Source organism: Nonomuraea solani, assembly GCF_900108335.1.
In the GTDB taxonomy this organism is placed as follows: Bacteria; Actinomycetota; Actinomycetes; order Streptosporangiales; family Streptosporangiaceae; genus Nonomuraea; species Nonomuraea solani.
Genome location: NZ_FNVT01000011.1, coordinates 178,834 through 197,822, shown reverse-complemented (window position 1 = coordinate 197,822; position 18,989 = coordinate 178,834). Strand labels below are relative to the sequence as shown.

17 protein-coding genes are annotated in these 18,989 nt (G+C 69.7%); 12 read left to right on the top strand and 5 right to left on the bottom strand.

Annotated elements, in window-relative coordinates; all coding sequences use genetic code 11:
- Positions 1–24 precede the first annotated feature (24 nt).
- Positions 25–1,008: a trypsin-like serine peptidase gene (locus C4V41_RS60970; protein WP_160150492.1), complete on the bottom strand. Its 984-nt coding sequence runs from the start codon at positions 1,006–1,008 to the stop codon at positions 25–27.
- Between the two features lie 257 nt (positions 1,009–1,265).
- Here C4V41_RS60970 and C4V41_RS34210 point away from each other — a divergent pair, with 257 nt between their 5' ends.
- Entirely contained in the window at positions 1,266–1,724 is a 459-nt protein-coding gene (locus C4V41_RS34210; RefSeq protein WP_146103894.1) for a hypothetical protein, read from the top strand.
- Between the two features lie 235 nt (positions 1,725–1,959).
- Here the strand turns inward: C4V41_RS34210 and C4V41_RS34205 are convergent, their stop codons facing one another.
- The 3 genes from C4V41_RS34205 to C4V41_RS34195 form a co-directional block, all read right to left on the bottom strand.
- Entirely contained in the window at positions 1,960–2,511 is a 552-nt protein-coding gene (locus C4V41_RS34205) for a hypothetical protein (protein WP_103960112.1), read from the bottom strand.
- A complete protein-coding gene (locus tag C4V41_RS34200) occupies positions 2,508–3,602 on the bottom strand; it encodes a helix-turn-helix domain-containing protein (protein ID WP_200824427.1) in 1,095 nt (364 codons plus the stop codon). The genes C4V41_RS34205 and C4V41_RS34200 overlap by 4 nt, the downstream gene beginning before the upstream one ends.
- 213 nt (positions 3,603–3,815) lie before the next feature.
- Positions 3,816–4,598, bottom strand: coding sequence for an SAM-dependent methyltransferase (locus C4V41_RS34195; protein WP_103960110.1), 783 nt, complete (start codon positions 4,596–4,598; stop codon positions 3,816–3,818).
- A gap of 247 nt (positions 4,599–4,845) precedes the next feature.
- On the opposite strand from C4V41_RS34195, the gene C4V41_RS34190 reads away from it, so the two are divergent.
- The 6 genes from C4V41_RS34190 to C4V41_RS34165 all read left to right on the top strand — a co-directional run bounded on the left by C4V41_RS34190 (position 4,846) and on the right by C4V41_RS34165 (position 11,429).
- Positions 4,846–5,277 carry a S26 family signal peptidase gene (locus tag C4V41_RS34190; RefSeq protein ID WP_103960109.1) on the top strand — a complete coding sequence of 144 codons (432 nt, stop codon included), beginning with the start codon at positions 4,846–4,848 and terminating at the stop codon, positions 5,275–5,277.
- A 12-nt stretch (positions 5,278–5,289) separates the two neighbouring features.
- Entirely contained in the window at positions 5,290–8,211 is a 2,922-nt protein-coding gene (locus C4V41_RS34185) for an AfsR/SARP family transcriptional regulator (RefSeq protein WP_103960108.1), read from the top strand.
- A 75-nt stretch (positions 8,212–8,286) separates the two neighbouring features.
- Positions 8,287–8,481: a hypothetical protein gene (locus tag C4V41_RS34180; protein ID WP_103960107.1), complete on the top strand. Its 195-nt coding sequence runs from the start codon at positions 8,287–8,289 to the stop codon at positions 8,479–8,481.
- Positions 8,482–8,542: 61 nt separating this feature from the next.
- Positions 8,543–9,103 carry a MauE/DoxX family redox-associated membrane protein gene (locus C4V41_RS34175; protein ID WP_103960106.1) on the top strand — a complete coding sequence of 187 codons (561 nt, stop codon included), beginning with the start codon at positions 8,543–8,545 and terminating at the stop codon, positions 9,101–9,103.
- Positions 9,104–9,141: 38 nt separating this feature from the next.
- The gene (locus C4V41_RS34170; protein ID WP_103960105.1) at positions 9,142–9,633 is read left to right on the top strand and encodes a hypothetical protein; all 492 of its coding nucleotides are present in this window, start codon (positions 9,142–9,144) and stop codon (positions 9,631–9,633) included.
- Positions 9,630–11,429, top strand: a complete 1,800-nt coding sequence (locus C4V41_RS34165; RefSeq protein ID WP_103960104.1) for an ABC transporter ATP-binding protein — start codon at positions 9,630–9,632, stop codon at positions 11,427–11,429. Before C4V41_RS34170 ends, C4V41_RS34165 begins: the two co-directional genes overlap by 4 nt.
- On the opposite strand, the gene C4V41_RS34160 is transcribed toward C4V41_RS34165, so the two are convergent.
- Entirely contained in the window at positions 11,411–12,442 is a 1,032-nt protein-coding gene (locus C4V41_RS34160) for a LacI family DNA-binding transcriptional regulator (protein WP_103960103.1), read from the bottom strand. The two genes, C4V41_RS34165 and C4V41_RS34160, sit on opposite strands and share 19 nt — an antisense overlap.
- A gap of 183 nt (positions 12,443–12,625) precedes the next feature.
- On the opposite strand from C4V41_RS34160, the gene C4V41_RS34155 reads away from it, so the two are divergent.
- From C4V41_RS34155 to C4V41_RS34135, 5 genes are read left to right on the top strand one after another with little or no spacing between them, the layout of a single operon-like run.
- Positions 12,626–13,540, top strand: a complete 915-nt coding sequence (locus C4V41_RS34155) for a carbohydrate ABC transporter permease (RefSeq protein ID WP_200824426.1) — start codon at positions 12,626–12,628, stop codon at positions 13,538–13,540.
- On the top strand, positions 13,537–14,358 hold the full coding sequence (locus C4V41_RS34150; RefSeq protein WP_103960102.1) for a carbohydrate ABC transporter permease: 822 nt from the start codon (positions 13,537–13,539) through the stop codon (positions 14,356–14,358). The genes C4V41_RS34155 and C4V41_RS34150 overlap by 4 nt, the downstream gene beginning before the upstream one ends.
- Complete coding sequence (locus C4V41_RS34145) at positions 14,355–15,776, top strand: glycoside hydrolase family 43 protein (protein ID WP_103960101.1); 1,422 nt, start codon at positions 14,355–14,357, stop codon at positions 15,774–15,776. Before C4V41_RS34150 ends, C4V41_RS34145 begins: the two co-directional genes overlap by 4 nt.
- Positions 15,777–15,782: 6 nt before the next feature.
- A complete protein-coding gene (locus tag C4V41_RS34140; RefSeq protein WP_103960100.1) occupies positions 15,783–17,066 on the top strand; it encodes an ABC transporter substrate-binding protein in 1,284 nt (427 codons plus the stop codon).
- Positions 17,066–18,928, top strand: a complete 1,863-nt coding sequence (locus tag C4V41_RS34135) for a pectinesterase family protein (RefSeq protein WP_103960099.1) — start codon at positions 17,066–17,068, stop codon at positions 18,926–18,928. The genes C4V41_RS34140 and C4V41_RS34135 overlap by 1 nt, the downstream gene beginning before the upstream one ends.
- Positions 18,929–18,989: the final 61 nt, after the last annotated feature.

Sequence of the window (18,989 nt, the reverse complement as noted above, 5' to 3'; positions counted from 1 at the left end):
CCACCCCTTCCCTGGAAACAGCGCTTAGAACAACTTTCCCGACCACACATTGGCGGCGGAGGAGTAGACGCCGTACGTCTCGGCGTCGAAGTACGCCGAGCTGATGTAGTCCACCCGGTTGTTCTCGTCCTGGTCGTAGAAGCTGCTGGTCACGCCGTTGAGGTAACCGACCCGCTTGGCGCCGCTGTACTTCAGCAGCCACGGCCCGCCGTCCGCCCCGGCGGTCATGGAGCACTTGAGGCCCACGTGCTCCTCGATCTTCTTCGCGGCCGAGCCCACGGTCTTGGCCGTGGTCGTGCCGTAGCACCACTTCGGCGTGACGCCCGTGAACGGCTTGTTGCCGTCGGGCTGCGCGGCCTGCGGGTAGCCGAAGACGTAGTGCGCCTTCTTCAGCGGCTGGTTCCAGGAGATGCCCTGGCCGCCGACGTTGTCACCCAGACGGCCCGCGTCCTCGGCCTCGATGCCGGAGTGCCTGCCCTCGGTCGACGCCTTGACCGTCACGCCGTTGTAGACCGAGACGAACGCGTAGTCGCGGTCGTAGTCCTCGTAGACGCTGTAGTCGTAGTGCACGAACGCCTGCTTGCCGACGTAGATGCCCCACGGGGCCTTGCCCTGGTAGTAGCCCGGCACGAAGACCCAGTTGTCGAGGAGTTGCTCGTCGTCGGCGGTGTCGTACACGCAGTGGCCGGCCGTGGCGACCAGGTTGGCGTACCTGCCCTGGATGGAGGTGGCCGAGCACCAGCGCTTCGCGCCCTCGGCGTCGACGAAGAAGACCTTGCCGATGGTCTTCGGCAGGTTCACGTTCTTCGACTTGCTCGTGGAGGTGGTGGTGCCGGTCGGGGCGACGGAGCCGGCCTTGGTGTCGGTGGTGGCGGTGCCGGTGGACTTGAGCTTGTCGACGTCGGTGGTGTCCTCCTCGACGTAGGTGGCGGCCTTCAGCGCGGCGCCGTTGTTCTCCAGCCAGAAGGTGGCGATGCCTTTCGCGGTGGTGGTGCTGACATTCCCCAAGGCGAGAACAGATCCTGAGAACGACCCCGACAAGAACCTGAATTTTCCCTAAGAGACCTTATGTGTCGCACATCACTGTCTCCAGCTCAGGGCCACGACCTGCACTTATCCAACTCATAAGCGCATGACAGCCTTTTCTCAGGTTGCCTCGGCAGAGTCGTTGCCATGCGGATGACCTTCGGGGCTGAATTCAGAAGTTCGGCCAGGTCCGTCCCGGATTGGATTCTCGACCAGTGCGCTTCGCCAAGCCATTCACCGTGACCATCGCCAGCGCGGCCCTCATCGCCCTCCCCTTCACCGGCTCCGCCCTCGCCGAAGCCCCCCGCCCGCAACCGACGGCCACCACCAAGGCCGCGCAGCCGACGCATTCGACCCCGGCGACCAAGCAGCGGCAGGACCGCGACGGGCAGCACAAGGACACCAGGACCCGCAAGCCGCAGCAGCAGATCTCTCTCAGCGCCTCCGTCAACCCGAGCCGCGTACGAGCCGGCGCGTCGTACAGTGTCACGATCACCACCAAGGGCCTCTCCTCGGGCACGGCCACGATCACGAGCCCCGAGGGCAAGACCTACCGAGTCAGCCTCTCCTCCGGCCACGCCACGAAGACCCTGACCGTCCCTTCGAAGACGAGAGCAGGCGAAAAGTCGGTCACCGTCAAGGTCGGCAACAAGACCACCACGGCCCCGTTCACGGTGACCACCAACAAGCGCAGGTAGGCGGGCCAGAAGCCACCCTCCTGTTGCCCCTCTGGACAGCGGACCCCCTGATGCCCACCCCAAAGGTCTTCACCTAGGGAGCGCTACGCGCGGGGCTCAGGCGCCTCTGGCGCAACCCCCGCGCCTCCGGCGCCATCAACCCACCCGTGACCTGATTACACGGTGGGCCGCCGAACACCCGCCCCTCGAGCACCCCGCCTACCCCAACCGTTTCGCCGGCCTTGATCCCGGGACGCTAGAGAAGTCCGCGGTCTCTGGCCCAGCCTGGAAGCTCAGGCCCTGTACACGGAAGGCGCATCCCGGAGGCTCGTAGAGCGTCCACGTGGTTGCAAATCTCGACCAGCGTCATCTTGCCGAGCCCCAGCAGCCGGGTCAGCAGCCATATGGTGCCGTGGATCTCGAGTCCATTCGCCCGGCCGACCTTCGTCGCGTCTCGGTCATCCGTGAGCGCGACCAAGCCGTGTATCTGGGCCGCGGCGAAGATACTGGCCTCTCCCTTGTCGTAATCGTCGCTGGTGCCGAGTAGCTGGCTCCATGTGTCGAAGGCGATGAGCTCTTCGACAGAATCCTGAGGATGGATATGCAGCCACTCAAGCTCTGTAATGCGCCGCAGCAAAGGGCACTCGTTGGAGTATTTGCCCAGCTCGTCGACAACGACAAGAGTCGTGGACATCTCCGTGACACTTGCTCCTAGAACATCGAGCCGGTCGGCCTTGGCAAAGTGAAGGAGCATCATGGTGTCGGTCACGAGCGGAGGCAAAGGGCCGACAGGCTTCGATTCGGTCACGGGCGCTCATCCGCCTCAGCTACCGGAGGCAGGTCCGTTTCGCTTTCGAGCTGTCCGTGCATGAGCTCCAGGGCGCGGTGGCTGGTGATCCGACCGTTCTTGTACGCCGTCATCACCGCGTGGGCAAAAATCGGAGACACGCGGATCTCGTCCAAATCCGGCTGAGGCGTCCAACCCAGGGAATCCCTGAACTCCGCGAAGGTGGGCGGACAGGTCCGCAGGTCCTTCTCTTCGTTCTGGCCAATCGCATGGGCGGCTCTCGCCTGCCGCAGCGCGAGACTCCAGGACGTCCGATACTTCGCCGCGAGACGAACCAACTCCGCTCTGGTGAGGGCAGTCGATGCGGCAGCATGCCGGATCGCCTCAACCGGCAGGAGAAGCTCGGCGGCGAAAGCGTCTATCACGGCTTCACGAGCTTCGCGGGAGGTGCCTACTCCCAGGTCGGTGGAGTATTCGTCGCCCAGGATCAGGTGCCCGAGTTCGTGGGCGGCGGTGGTTCGCCGTCGTCCAGGATCACCGCTGATGCAGACGACGGCGGCAGCCACATCATCATCTATCGCCGAGGCGCCTTCTCCGGAAAGCTCGGTCACCAGGATGAACTGGCCACACCGTTCACTCAGGCCGGCGAGCGATTCGATGGGGGCGAGTCCCAAATCCAGCTCGGCTCTCAGCCATCGGGCCGCATCCGCGGCCGCAGTCGGCCCATCGACCTTGCCGTTGTATCGCTTGATGGGGATGAGTTCCAGCGCCCCGAGAGAGACCAGGAGCCGGATCTCCCGAATCCAGGCCGCGAGAGCCACGTCCATGCGATAAGAAGCCTGTGCGGCAGACGACGTTGTGTCCTCGGTCAGAGGCGGGCGGTGTGACATAACGGCTGGAGGCGCGTTGAGAAAATGGCCCATGGGAAGATCGAGCGCTCGTGCCAGTCGTATGAGTTCCAGAGCGTCGAGACGCCTTGTGCCGGCCTCGATCTTGCTGACCATGGTTCTGTCGAGGCCGGTCAGTTCGGCCAGTTGCTCCTGGGAGAGCCGCATGGCCAATCGGGACTCGCGAACTCGCGCGCCGATGTCGGCCCAATCCAGCGTGCTCATGGTGCGATAATCGCACACTCCTCGGTAAGGCGACCATCGGCTCGCACCCTGAGTTCGACTTCTTTACCTAAAAGCCGCCGCCGAATCGTGCAATAGTCACTCATGTCACGTGTTGCCAATGGCTGCGTGACGTATCTGCTACCGCCCCATCGCCCGGCCGGGGTAGCGATCAAGGCGGTGGGCGCGAGCCCCGCTCACCCCTCCCGTGATCGCTCAGACCTTCTTGCCGACGCCCGCGTAATAGACGGCCTCATGGTCGGCGTACAAGGTCTCCGGGACGGGACGCCATTGGGGCAGGGCGACGACGCCCGGCTCCAGCAGCTCCAGGCCGTCGAAGAAGCCGGTGACCTCTTCCAGGGTGCGCAGCGTCATGGGGCTGCCGCCGCTCTCGTTCCATTGCCGTACGCCCTCTTCGAGCTGCTTGCCCACGATGCCGTGCGAGATCGCGAGGTGGCTGCCGGGGGCCATGGCGGACAGGAGGTCCTGGATGATCGCCTTGGCCTGGGCCGTGTCGGGCAGGAAGTCCACGACGCCGAGGAGGGTCAGGCCGATCGGGCGGTCGAAGTCGAGCAGTTCGGCGGCTGCGGCGCGGATCTTGTCGGGTTCGCGCAGGTCGGAGTCGATGAACGCGGTCGTACCCTCCGGCGCGCTACGCAGCAGGGCGCGGGCGTGGGCCAGGACCATCGGGTCGTTGTCGACGTACACGATGTGGCTGTCCGGCGCCACCGACTGGGCCACCTGGTGGGTGTTGTTCGAGGTCGGGATGCCGGTGCCGATGTCCAGGAACTGGCGGATGCCCGCCTCCCCGGCCATGTACCGCACGGCGCGCCCGAGGAACTCCCTGTTGGTCCGCGCCAGCACCGGCAACTCGGGCACGGCCGCGAGGATCTGCTCACTCACCATGCGGTCGATCGCGTAGTTGTCCTTGCCGCCCAGCCACAGGTCGTAGATGCGCGCGGGGCTGGGGACGTCGGTGTCGAGCGGGCGTTCGGTCATCGGTGGCGCCTTCCCTGGGACAAGAGGGGGGTGCGATATGAGGGAGAGCGTACTGCCCGAAGATCGCCTCAGGACGGGTATTCAGTCGGATACCGGCTATCTCGAAGTCATGCCGCGGAAGACGAACCGGCGGCGGCCCAAGCGGGCCCGGGTGGCTGTGCCGGTGCCTTGACAGGGGTGCAGGTCAACGTAGATCGTTTCGCGGAAAGACTCACCCCTTCCGAGGGGCGACCGGGGAAGAAGCGCCATGAAGCTGATCATCGGTGGGTTCGTGCTGGCGGCGATCGCAGGTGCCCTGTGGGCCCGGAGGCGGTACGTGGTGGTCACGGTCGAGGGGATGAGCATGGCCCCGACCCTGACCGATGGTGATCGGGTTCTGGTGCGCAGGCGGCGGATCGACCAGGTCAGTACGGGAGACGTGGTGGTGCTCGAACCACCGTTGGGTCACGCCGAACCGAGAGGGAACGGGCCGCTGTGGAACATCAAGCGGGCCGTGGCCTTACCCGGGGATCCGGTGCCGCCGGGGATCGAGGGTGGTGCGGGCCGGGTGCCTGAGGGGGCGCTGGTCGTGGTGGGGGACAACGGCGACGGCAGCGTCGACTCCCGGCAGCGGGGGTTCTTCTCTGCCGATCGCCTGCTCGGGGTCGCGTTGCGCCGGCTGGGTGGGCCGGCGCTGTAAGACGGGCTCATCGTGCGATTCCGGCTGCTCGGGCCGATGCGGATCCAGGTCGGCGGGGCGCCCGTCAAGATCACGGCGCCCAAGCAGCGAACCGTGCTGGCCATGCTGCTGGTCAGGGCCGGGCACGTGGTGCCGATCAGGTCGTTGGTGGCGGAGGTCTGGGATGAGCGGCCGCCCCGGTCCGCGGTGGCGAATCTGCGTACCTATCTCATGCAGTTGCGCAAGCTGCTGCCGGACGAGGAGCGGCTGGTCACCTCCGACGTCGGATACCTGCTGCGGGTCGAAGCGGAGGAGTTCGACGTCTTCGAGTTCGAGGCGTTGTCCGCGCGGGGGCGGCAGGCGGTGGCGCGGCAGAACCTCAGTGCCGCGGAGGAGGCGTTCAGCCAGGCCCTGAGGTTGTGGGAGGGTACGGCGGCGGAGGACGTGCCGCTGGGGGCCACGCTCCGTGAGGTGGTCGCCCGGCTCACCGATCACTACCTGGGGGTGGTGGAGGAGCACGCGGACATCCAGCTCGCCCTCGGCAGGAACGCGGCGGCGGTCACCCGGTTGCGTGCGGTGGTGGGACAGTATCCGCTGAGGGAGCGGTTGCACGGGCAGCTCATGGTGGCGCTGTATCGCAGCGGCGACGTGGTGGGGGCGCTGGACGCGTTCGGGGCCGCTCGCCGGGTGCTGGCCGATGAGCTGGGGATCGATCCGGGGCCCGATCTGCGCCGGTTGCAGCAGGCGATTCTGCGCAGGGATGGCAGCGCGCTGCAGACGGCTCTGAATAAGGACGCCGGCACCCACAAGGTGACCGGACCCGTTGATGACGGGCGGCCGCGGCCAAGGTTGCTGCCGAGGGCTCCCGTGGTGTTCGTGGGGCGGGCGGCTGAGCTGGCCCGTGTGCACACGCTTCTGGAGGCGTCGCAGGGCCCGCCCGTGGTGGCGTTGCACGGGCCCGGTGGGGTGGGCAAGTCGGCGCTCGCCCTGAAGGCCGCGCACAATGCGGCCGGCCGTTATCCCGACGGCCAGCTGTACGTCGACCTACAGGGATCCACGCCCGGTCTGCCACCGCTGCGACCGGCCGAGGTGCTCGGCCGGTTCCTGCGCGCGCTGGGAGTGGCCCCGGGCAGCGTGCCGGTCGCGCCGGCGGAGGCGGCCACGCACTACCAGTCGTTGCTGGCCGACCGGCGGGTCCTGGTGGTCCTCGACAACGCCGTCGGCGCCGCCCAGGTGGCGCCGTTGCTGCCGGCGGGCAGCGGCTGCGCGGCGCTGGTCACCAGTCGCGCGGCGCTGACCACCGTGGACGCCGTGCCCATCCCCGTCGGCCTGCTCGACGAGACCGACTCGGTACGCCTGCTGGCGCTGATGACCGGCCAGGAGCGGGTGGGCGCCGAGGCGGAGGCGGTCGGGGAGATCGCGCGCTGGTGCGGCCACCATCCGCTGGCGCTGCGCATCGCCGGGGCCCGGCTGGCGGGGCGGCCCGACTGGTCGCTGGCCCGGTTCGGGGAGCGGCTGGGCGATCAGCAGCGGCGGCTGGACGAGCTGCGGGTGGCCGACCTGTCCGTACGAACCTGCTTCGAGGTCGGGTACGGGACCCTGACCAGCACCGCGAAGGCGGCCTTCCGCGTCTTCGGCGTGCTGGAGGTGCCCGAGATCGGCGTCGGACTGGCCGCCGCGCTGGCCGACACCGACCAGACGACGGCGGAGGCCGCGCTCGACGAGCTGACCGAGGCCCGGCTGCTGGAGCCGGTCGGCGACGGCCGGTTCCGCATGCACGATCTGCTCCGGCTCTTCGCGGCGGAGCTGGCCGCCGCCCACGACCCGCCCGAGGAGCGGCGGCGGGCGGTCGGACGGGCGCTGGAGTGGTATTTGGAGCGTTGCCGCCGACTGGTGGCCCTCATGCAGCCGCACCTGGTGCGAGCGGACGAGAGCGCGGGGGAGTCGGGTCTGCCGGACCTGGCCGCGGCCCTGCGGTGGCTGGACATGGAGTTGCCGTGTCTGGTGGCGGCCGCCGTACAGGCGGCCGAACCGGAGCAGGTGACGGCCGCCGTTCAGGCTTCGAGTGGAGAGCGGGGCGGGTTCGTCGCCGAGTTGGTGGCGCTGATCAAGGCGATCGCGATGAAGAGCGGCTACTGGCGGGAGCTGGAGACCATCGTGCGGCTCGCCGTCGAGGTCGCGCGGCGGGATGACGACCATGCCGCGGAGGCGCCCGCGCTGGCCACGCTCGGCCTGCTGGAGTGGAAGTCCGACCGGCCCGAGGCGGCGCACGAGGTCCTGTGCCGGGCGCTCGACCTGCGGCGGGAGCTGGGCGATCGCGGCGAGGAAGGGCTGGCGCTGCACAACCTGGGCTGGTTGTGCATGCAGACCGGAGACCTCGAAGGGGCGCTCGACCACATCGCCGCCGGCCTGCGGCTGCTGGAGGAGCACGGGTCGAACCGGGTCGGGCTGGTCGCGCACAACCTGGGCGAGGTGCTGCTCCGGCTGGGCCGCTACCCCGAGGCGGTGGACCGCTTCGAACGCTGCCTGGCCATCCGGCGGGCCGATCGCGACCTGTACGGCGAGAGCATCACCCTGGCCGCGCTCGGCCGCGCCCACAGCCTGCTCGACCGGCGGGAGGAGGCCCTGGCGGTGCTGGCGGAGGCCCTGGCCCGCTGCGCGGAGACGGGCAACCGCGAGGACGAATGGGAGGTGCTGCTCAGCAGGTCCGAAATCCTGCTGCGGCAGAAGGACGCGGCCGCCGCCGCGGCGGACCTGGCCCGCGTCCTGGAGCTGACCACCAGGATCGGCGACGCGTACGGCAGAGCCGCCGGCCTGCGCCAGCTGGCCAGGGCACGCGCGGCCCTCGGAGACCCCCGTGCCGGCGCGGACGCGGACATGGCCGCGGAGCTCTTCGCCGATCCCGCGACCCGGTGCGATCCGGTGCTGGAAAGGCTGCTCACCGCCCGTTTGTAGCGCGGCTGTATGGGGTGCTGTATGCCATCCGAATAGGTTTCGGCTAGCCCGCATCGCTACGGAAGGAGCGAATCCATGACTGCTGTTCTCGGCAGGCTCGGTGACCGGATTCTCGACAAGCTGGTGCCCAAGGCGTCCGCCAAGGCGGCCGCGGAGTGGTACGTCCACTGCTACTGCAGGGAGCGCTCCGACTTCCGCAAGATCTGTACCACCGCCGGCGGCACGACCCGCTGCGGATCCTGCTACGCGTTCAGGGTCTGCGGCGGTTAGTAGGTAGCCCGAGTGGTCTGGCGGCGGGATCCCGCCGCCAGACCCGGCGCGAGGTGACGACTTGCCGTATCTCCTGATCGCGTGCCAGGTCCTGCTGGCCGCCGTCTTCGCGATCGCGCTCGCGGGGAAGGTCCGTGGCCGCGCGGCCTTCGACGCGTACGTTTCCTCCATCGTGGCCCTGGAAATCCTGCCGCGCCGGGTGTCCGTGGCGGCCGCGAACGCGCTGCTGGCCGCCGAGGCCGTGGTGATCGTGCTGCTGGCGCTGCCGTGGACCGTGCCGCTGGGGTTCGCCGCCGCGGCCGGGACGCTCGCCGCTATGATCGGCGGCATTCTCGTCGCGCTGCGCCGTGGACGGCGGGCGCCGTGCCGGTGCTTCGGCGCCTCCGTCACACCACTCGGCCGGGTGCACGTGGTGCGCAACCTGGTCCTGGCCGCCGCCGGTGGAGCCGGACTCGCCGCCTGGGCCACCGCCGGCGCCGGTGGAGCCGGGCTCGCCGCCTGGGCCGTCGCCGGCCCGGACGCGCCGCATCCGGCCGGTGTCGTCATCGCGCTCGTCGCGGCCGGCGTGAGCGCCCTGCTCGTGGTGCGCCTCGACGACCTGATGGAGCTGTTCGCCATCTGAAGCGCGGTACCCAGATCGTTCTGAAGTGAGGTTGCCCGATGCCGTTCCTGATCGCCGCTGTCGTGTTCGTCGGCCTCCTGTGCCTGTTCAACCTGGTGCTCATGCTCGGCGTCCTCCGCCGCCTCCGCGAGCACACCGCCGAGCTGGGCCGCCTGGCCGGCCGCTCGATGCTCATGCCGTACGACCCCGGCGTGCTGGTCGGCCGCGCGCTGCCCGAGGCCGCGGCGGGTGCGCGGCTGGTGGGCTTCTTCGACGTCGGCTGCAGCACCTGCCACGAGCGCGCCCCCCTGTTCGCCGAGGAGGCCGGCAAGCAGCCCGCCCTGGCGGTCGTCACCGGTGACGGCGCGAAGGTCGGCGAGCTCGTCGCCGTGGTCGGCGGCGTGGCGAGCGTGCTCACGGGCGAGGAGGCCGCCCACCTCACGCACGCGCTCGGCGTGGAGGCGTTCCCCACGTTCCTCCGGGCCGACGAGGACGGCCACGTCGTGGCCGCCGACACCGAACTCGCCGAACTCATGGCGACGGCGAAGTGACCTCGGCCGGGCTGCGGCGGGCCGTCACCCTCGGAAGGCTGTGCTGGCGGGCGGGGCCCGTGATCACGGTGTCCCAGCTGGTGGTCACCGTCGCGGCCGGGCTGCTGCCCGCGGCCGTCGTGTGGGCGACGAAACTGCTCGTGGACGCCCTGGCGGCGGAAGGCGGCCCGCACGAAGTGCTGGGCCCGGTCGCCGCGCTCGTCGGCCTGGGCCTGGCCGCCGGGGTGCTGCCGCACGTCACGGGATATCTGCGGGCCGAGTCGGACCGCCGGCTCGACCTGCTGCTGCAGGATCGCCTCTACACGAGGGTGAACGGGTTCCAGGGGCTGTCCAGGTTCGAGGACCCCGCCTTCCTCGACGAGCTGCGGATGGCCACGCAGGCCACCGGCGGCGCGATGGGGCCGATCACCTCGGGCCTGTTCGACCTCGGACGCAACGTCATCACGCTGGCCGGGCTGCTCGGCTCGCTGGCCGTGCTGAGCCCGCTGATGGCCGGGCTGGTGGCCGTCGCGGCGCTGCCCACCCTCGCCGCCAGGATGTCCCTGGAGAAGCGGCGCGCGAAGATGATCGCCGGGCAGTCGGAGGCGGCCCGGCGGCAGATCTTCTACTCCTCGCTGCTCACCGACGTGGAGGCCGCCAAGGAGGTGCGCCTCTTCGGGCTCGGCGACTTCCTGCGGAGCCGGGTCATCGGCGAGCTCACCTCGATGCAGCGGGCCGAACGGCGGCTGGACGGGCGGGAGGCGCTCACGCAGTCGGCGCTGGCGACCCTGTCCGCGCTGGTCAGCGGCATCGGGCTGGCCTGGGCGGCGTACTCGGCGCTGTCCGGGCGGCTGACGCTGGGCGACGTCACGGTCTTCGCCGCCTCCGTCGCCGGCACCCAGGCCGCCCTGATCGCGACCGTCGAGAACGCGGCCAACGCGAGCCACGCCCTGATCCTGTTCCACCATCACGAGCGGGTGATGGCGCTCGCCGACGACCTCACCCCGCCCCGCGCTCCGGCCGCGCTGCCGCCACTCGGACGCGGCATCGAGCTCCGCGACGTCTGGTTCCGGTACGACGACGACCACCCCTGGGTGCTGCGCGGCGTGAACCTGACGATCCCGCACGGCGCGTCGGTGGCGCTGGTGGGCCTCAACGGCGCAGGCAAGAGCACGCTGATCAAACTGCTGTGCCGCTTCTACGACCCGTCGCGCGGGGCCATCCTCTGGGACGGCGTGGACCTGCGCGACGTGCCGCCGGCCGAGCTGCGCGCCAGGATGGGCGTGCTCTTCCAGGACTACATGAGCTACGACCTCACCGCGGCGGAGAACATCGGCGTCGGCGAACTGGCGGCGCTGGCCGACCGGACCAGGATCGAGACCGCCGCCGAGCTGGCCGGGGCCGACCAGATCGTACGATCCCTGCCCCACGGATACGACACGACGCTGAGCCGCATCTTCTTCGGCCCGGAGGACGAGGCCGGGGTCGTGCTCTCCGGAGGCCAGTGGCAACGCCTGGCCCTGGCCCGCGCCCTCGTACGCGAGAACCGCGACCTGCTCATCCTCGACGAACCCAGCTCGGGCCTCGACGCGGAGGCCGAGTACGAGGTGCACCGGCGGCTGCGCGAACACCGCGAAGGACGTACCAGCCTGCTCGTCTCGCACCGGCTCGGCGCGGTACGGGACGCCGACCTCATCGTGGTGCTCGGCGACGGGAAGATCGTCGAACAGGGCACCCACGACCACCTGATCGCCACCCGCGGCCGCTACGCCCGGCTGTTCGAGACCCAGGCCAGCGGCTACCGGGTCGAAGCCTGAGAGACGGGCGCGGCGCTGGCCCGGACGACCAGGGCGGTCGGGAGCTCGGTCCGGGCCGGCGGCTCGCCGGACAGCAGCGCGCTCAGAGCGGCCGCCCCCAGCTCCGGCCACGGCTGGCGGACCGTCGTCAGCGCGGGCGTGACGTGATCGGCGGCCCACGAGTCGTCGAACCCGATCACGCTCACATCGTCGGGCACCCGCCACCCGTGCTCGCCGAGCGCCTGGTACACCCCGACGGCCATCGAGTCGGAGCAGGCGAAGACGGCGGTCGGGGGTTCGGGCAGGCCGGTGAGGAGGGCGTGGGTGGCGGTGGCCGCCGAGTCGCGCTGGAAGTAGCCGCACACCTCCCACCGCGGATCGACCGGCAGCCCGGCGGCGGCCATGGCCTGGCGGTAACCGGTCAGCCGTTCGACGGCGCACGGGACGCCGGGGCGGCCGGTGACGATGGCGATGCGTTCGTGGCCCAGCCCGATGAGGTGCTCGGTGGCGGCGCGGGCGCCGGCCAGGTTGCCGGCGGCGACGACCGGGAGGCCGGGCGGGGGCTTGCGGCGCGGGTCCACGATGACGGCGGGGATGCCGTGGTCGGACAGCCAGGCGCGCTGCGTGGCGGTCGGTGAGGTGCGGACCAGCAGGACGCCGGCGCTGTCGCGGGCGCCGAGGCGGTCGAGCCAGGCGGGCGGCGGCTGGCCGTTCTTGGTGCGGCCGACGACGGCCGAGACGACCAGGTCAACGCCGAGCCGCCAGGCCGCGTCCTCGACACCGCCGAGGATGGCCAGCGCGTACGGCGACTCCAGGCCCTGCAGCATGACGTCCACCATGCTGCCGCGCGCGGGCTTGAGGCGCTGCCGGGGGTAGCCGCGGCGTTCGAGCACCTCGGCGACCAGGCGGCGGGTCTGGGCGGAGACGTCGGCTCTGCCGTTGAGGGCCTTGGAAACGGTTGCAACCGACACTCCGGCCTCGCGGGCGATCACCGCCAGCTTGGGCAACGGAGGGTGCGGGTCGTCGGCCGTCATGCCCCCACTCTCCTCCGACCTGCCGGGAAGAGGCCAGGCCATCAGCACGAAAATTTCGAAATTTCGGCATTTGCGCTGGTAGTGGCGCGTGTCACGTTCACCGGCCATTGACGTTGCGTTCGTGCTAACGCAACGTTTCCTGCAACCGATTGCATAGCCGGCACCACGCGAAGGAGTCACCACGTGGCCGTCGTCTCGGCGCCCCCGCCCCGCACGAACCCACGCCGAGCAGGAGCGTTAACCCCCTATCTGCTGATCGCCCCGTCGGTGATCGCGATGCTCGGCTTCCTCGTGTACCCGATGGCCAGCGTCCTCTACTACAGCCTCCAGCGGTACAACGTCACCAAGCCCTGGGACAACGGCTTCGCCGGGCTCGACAACTTCCGCACGCTGCTCTTCGAGGACCCGATCTTCTGGCAGAGCCTCGGCTTCAGTGCGAAGTGGGTGGTCGTCGAGGTCGTCCTGCAGTTCTTGCTCGGCCTCGCGCTCGCACTGATCGTCAACGAGAGCTTCATCGGCCGCGCGATCTCCCGGGCGCTCGTCTTCTCGCCGTGGGCGGTCTCCGGCGTGCTCACCACCGCGATCTGGGTCCTGCTCTACAACCCCTTCACCGGGGTGTCGCGCTATCTGGCCGACATGGGCCTCATCGAGTATGGGGCCGCGCCGCTGGCCAACCCCGACACCGTGTTCTGGGCCGCCGTGGTGGCCGAGCTGTGGCGAGGGGTGCCGTTCTTCGCGATCCTGCTCCTCGCCGACCTGCAGTCGGTGTCAAAGGAGCTGTACGAGGCCGCGTCGGTGGACGGCGCGAGCCGGATGCGCCGGTTCTTCCACATCACGCTGCCGCACCTGCGAGACGCGATCATCCTGTCCACGCTGCTGCGCTCGGTGTGGGAGTTCAACAACGTGGACCTGCTCTACACCCTCACCGGCGGCGGCCCGGCCCACCAGACGACCACGCTGCCGCTCTACGTCGCGCAGCAGGCCGCCCAGTCGCACGACTTCGGCTACGCCACCGCGCTGACCACCGTGGCGTTCCTCATCCTGACCTTCTTCTCCATCGTCTACCTGCGGCTCAGCAAGTTCGGGGCGAAGTCATGAGCCCGCGTCGCGACCGGGTGTCCCGGTGGCGGATCTATCTCCCGCTGGGGCTGTACCTGCTGTTCACGCTGGTGCCGTTCTACTGGATGCTGGTCTTCGCGTTCCGGCCGAGGGGCTCCACGTCGATCGTGCCGTGGCCGATCACGTTCGAGCACTTCGACACGGTCTGGAATGGGATGGGGTTCGCCGTCTTCTTCCAGAACAGCCTGCTGGTCGGCGTCGCCTCGCTGATCACCACGACGGTGGTGGCGCTGGCCGGGGGATACGCGCTGGCCCGCTACAACTTCCGGGGCAAGGCCGCGTTCATGATCGGGATGCTCTGCACGCAGTTCATCCCGGGTGCCCTGATGATCATCCCGCTGTTCGAGATCTTCAGGACGCTGTCGCTGACGAACTCCCTGTGGAGCCTGGTCATCGCGGAGACGGTCTTCCAGCTCCCGCTCTCCCTGATCCTCATCAGCGGCTTCATCAGGAACATCCCGCATGAGCTGGAGCAGGCGGCCTGGGTGGACGGCTGCTCCCGGCTGCGCGGATTCCTGGCCATCGTGCTGCCGCTGCTGCGGCCCGCGCTGGTCGCGGTCGGCTCGTTCGCCTTCATCCACAGCTGGAACAACTTCCTCTTCGCCCTCATGTTCATCAACGACCAGGAGAAATTCACCGTGCCTGTGGGCCTTGCCTACAACCTCGGCGAGAACAGCGTCGACTTCGGCGCTCTCGCCGCCGGCGGCGTCGTCGCCGCACTGCCCGTAGTGATCGTCTTCGCGTTCATCCAGCGCTACCTCGTGCAGGGGATGTCCGCAGGGGCGGTGAAGGGATGACCGCGACGTACCGCAACCCCGTGCTCAACGCCGACTGGTCGGATCCCGACGTGATCCGGGTCGGCGACGACTTCTACCTGACGGTCTCCACCTTCACCAAGGTGCCGGGGCTGCCGATTCTGCACTCACGCGACCTGGTCAACTGGACGATCATCGGCCATGCCGTGACCAGCGGCTATGACGACGTCCGGCCCGGCTGCGGGGTGTGGGCGCCGTCGCTGCGGCACCACGCCGGGCGGTTCTGGATCTTCTGGGGCGACCCCGACGCGGGCATCTGCTGGGTCAGCGCCGAGGATCCGCGGGGGCCGTGGACCGAGCCGCACGTGGTCAAGCCGGGGCTCGGGCTCATCGACCCCTGCCCGCTCTGGGACGACGACGGCCAGGCGTACCTGGTGCACGGCTGGGCCAAGAGCCGCGCGGGCGTGAACAACCGGCTCACGCTGCACCGCATGGCGCCCGACGGCAGCGGGGTGCTCGACGAGGGCACGCTGGTCATCGACGCCGACCTGCTGCCGGGCTATCGGACGCTGGAGGGGCCGAAGCTCTACAAGCGCGACGGGGTGTACTGGATCTTCGCGCCGGCGGGCGGCGTGGAGCAGGGCTGGCAGTCGGTGTTCCGGGCGGAGTCGATCTTCGGCCCGTACGAGGACCGCATCGTCCTGGAACAGGGCGGCACCGAGGTCAACGGCCCGCACCAGGGCGGCTGGGTGGACACCCCGTCCGGCGAGCACTGGTTCATGCACTTCCAGGACCGCGGCCCCTACGGCCGGGTCGTGCACCTGCAGCCGATGCGCTGGAACGGCGGCTGGCCGGTCATGGGCGCGAACGGCGAGCCGGTGCCCGGCGGCCCCGTGCCGGTCCCCGGCGGCGAGCCGGGGGCCCCGGCCGTCTCCGACGACTTCACGGGTCCCGAGCTGGGGCTGCAGTGGAGCTGGCAGGCCAACCCCGACCCCGCGTGGTGGGAGCTGCGCGACGGACGGCTCCGCCTGACCTGCGTGCCCGGTCCCGACGACCTGCGGGAACGGCCGTCCGTGCTGGGGCAGCGGCTGCCCGGCGACCCGTGCGCGGTCACCACCACCCTGACGCTGGAGGGCGAGGGCCGGGCGGGGCTGGCCGTCGTCGGGTTCACCGCCGCCTCCGTCGGGCTGGAGCGCACCGCGGACGGGACGGTCCTGGTGTGCGGGGACGGCAAACCCGTGCCGGTCGAGGACGGCCGGCCGGTCACCGTCGGCGCGCGGGTCGGCGACGGCGCGCTCGTCACGTTTCTGGCCGATACGGGAGAGGGGCTACGCGAGATCGGCGAGCCCTTCCAGGCCACGCAGGGCCGGTGGGTCGGGGCGGTGCTCGGCCTGTACGCCGCGGGGAGCGGAGCCGGTCAGGCGATCTTCGACTCGTTCACCGTGGACATCGAAAGGTAGCAGCCCATGAGAAGACGTGTGCCCGCGGTGCTCCTCGCCGCCGCAGTGCTGGCCGGCTGCGGCTCAGGGACGGGCGCCGACGGCAAGACCGAGATCACCTTCTGGGACACCAACGCAGGTCCCGCGCGCACGCCGGTCTGGCAGCACGCCATCGCCGAGTTCGAGAAGGCCAACCCGACCATCAAGGTCAAGTACGTGGGCATCCCGATCGCGCAGGCCCCGCAGAAGATCGACACGGCGATCGCCGGTGGCGGCACGCCCGACGTGGCCGACGTGGCCACCGCCGGGCTGGGCAACCTCGTGGCGCAGAAGGCGCTCGAACCGGTGGACGAGCGCATCGCCAAGAACCCGGCGCTGAACGGCAAGTTCAACGACGCGCTGCTGACGACGGTCAAGAACGTCGTGCCGGACGGCAAGCTCTATATCTATCCCCTGTCCACCAACTCGGGCGCCTTCTGGTACCGCAAGGACTGGTTCAAGGAGGCCGGGCTGGAGCCGCCGAAGACCTGGTCGGAGTTCTTCTCGACGGTCGACAAGCTGACCAAGCCGCAGGAGAACCGGTTCGGCTTCACCATCCGCGGCGGCGCCGGCTCCATCGCCCAGATGCTGGAGGTCGTCTACGGGCAGTCGGGCCTGACGGAGTTCTTCGACGCCACCGGCAGGTCCACGATCAGCGACCCGCGGAACGTGACGGCGCTGGAGAAGTACGCCGGGCTGTACAAGAAGAACACACCCGAGGGCGACCTGCAGAACGACTACGTCAAGATGGTCGCCCAGTTCGACACCGCGGGCAGCATCGCCGTCATGCAGCACAACCTGGGCTCCTACCAGGACCACATCAAGTCGCTCGGCCCCGAGAAGGTGGCCTCCTTCTCCGTGCCCAAGTCCGACTCCGGCGTCCAGGCCGTGCTGTCGAACCCCGTCGGCGGCGTCGCGGTCTTCTCGGCCAGCGAGCAGAAGGAGGCCGCGTTCAAACTGGCCGAGTTCTTCGCCGCCAAGGAGACGGACGCCTACATCGCGGAGAAGACCGGCGTCATCCCGGCCAACACCGACGTGCGGGGCACGCAGGCCGCGCACATCAGCGAGGCGCAGCGGGTGCTGAACGACCCGGCGACCAAGGTCGTGCAGATGCCCTACCACCTGCCGGAGTTCAACGACATCACCAAGACGTGGGCGGAGCCGCAGTTCCAGAAGGTGCTGCTGGGCCAGCTCACCGCCAAGGACTTCCTGGAGCAGTTCGCGGGCAAGATGACCGAGGCGCAGGCGGCGTACAAGAAGCGGAACGGCTGATGAAGGGCTTGGTCATCGCCCTGGTCGCGGCGCTGGTCGCGACACCCGCACCCGCTGAGGCGCACGCCCCGCGCGCCGACGGCTTCGCGTCGCTGAACGCCCTCGGCGTCGACGGCACCACCGGCGGCGCGGCCGGCCGGACCGTGACCGTGTCCACCCAGGCCGACCTCGAACGGTACGCCACGGCCGCGGAGCCGTACGTGATCAAGGTCAGGGGCTCGATCGCGATCGAGCCCTACGGCAAGGAGATCGAGGTCGCCTCGGACAAGAGCATCGTGGGCGAGGGCGCCGAGATCGTGCACGGCGGCTTCTTCCTCAACGGCGTGCACAACGTCATCATCCGCAACCTGACGATCCGCGACTCCTACGTCCCCGGCGACTGGGACGGCAAGACCAAGGACTACGACGGCGTCCAGATGGACGGCGCCCACCACGTCTGGATCGACCACAACCACTTCACCAGGACCGGCGACGGCCTGCTGGACATCCGCAAGGACAGCGACTACGTCACCGTCTCCTGGAACGTCTTCAGCGACCACAACAAGGCCGTCGGCGTCGGCTGGACCCCGAACGTGGTCACCAAGGTCACCATGCACCACAACTGGATCCGCGGCACCTACCAGCGCAACGGCAGCATCGACAACACCGAGGCCGCCCACCTCTACAACAACTACGTTCAGGACACCGGGCTCTACGGGACCATGATCCGGGGCGGCGGCCGCATGGTGGTCGAGAACAGCTACTACCGGGGCGTGCCCGACCCGATCGTGGCCAAGGACCCGGCCTCGCAGGTGGTCCAGCGGGGCAACGTGTTCGACGGCACGCGCGGGCGCACCGACAGCGCGGGCGCCGCCTTCGACCCCGCCTCCTACTACGCCTACCGGCTCGACCCCGCCGACCGGGTGCCCGGCATCGTCGCCAGGGGAGCGGGGCCGCTCGGCGGGCAGCGGCCCGCGCCACGCCGGATCACGGTCGCGCTCGACGGCACCGGCGACTTCGGCAGCGTCCAGGCGGCCGTCGGCGCGGCGCCGCGCGGTGCGGTGATCACCGTGAAGCCGGGCGTGTACCGGGAGATCGTCCGGGTGTGGCCGGGCCGCAGGGACCTGACGATCAGGGGCGCGACCGGCGACGCCGCGGACGTGGTGATCACCTACGACCTGCCGGCCGGCGGCCAGAAGTTCTACGGCGGCACGTACGGCTCCGCCGACAGCCCCACCTTCGGCGTGCTCGGCAGCGGCGTCACCGTCGAGGACATCACCCTGGAGAACTCCTACGACGAGTCGGTCGCCCCCAGCCAGGCCCTGGCCGTGCGCACGGTCGGCGACCGGATCGCGTTCGAGGGCACCCGGTTCCTCGGCGACCAGGACACCTTCAAGGCCGACACCCCGAATCGGGACGTCGTCAGCCGCACCTACCTGCGCGACTGCTACATCGAGGGCGACGTCGACTTCGTCTACGGCCGGGGCACGGCGGTCCTCGACGGCTGCGTGCTCAAGTCGACCGGCGCCGGCTACGTGACGGCGGCCAGCACCAGCGACTCCAACCGCTACGGCTTCCTCATCGTCAACAGCCGCCTGGAGAGCGAACTGGCGGACAAGACGGTGCACCTCGGGCGGCCGTGGCACCCGGGCAACGACCCCAAAGCCATCGCGCAGGTCGTGATCCGCGACTCCTGGCTCGGCCCGCACATCAAGGACGACGCGTGGACCGACATGGGCGGTTTCTCCTGGCGGGACGCGCGCCTGGCCGAATATCGCAACACCGGACCGGGCGCGGCCGTCACGGCGGACCGGCCGCAGCTCACCGACGACCAGGCGGCCGACCACACCATCGACCGGTATCTCGGCGGCTGGCGACCCTGACCTTCGGGCTTTACCCGGACCAATCCAGCCCTAGGGTAATCGAAACGCTACCCAAAGTTAC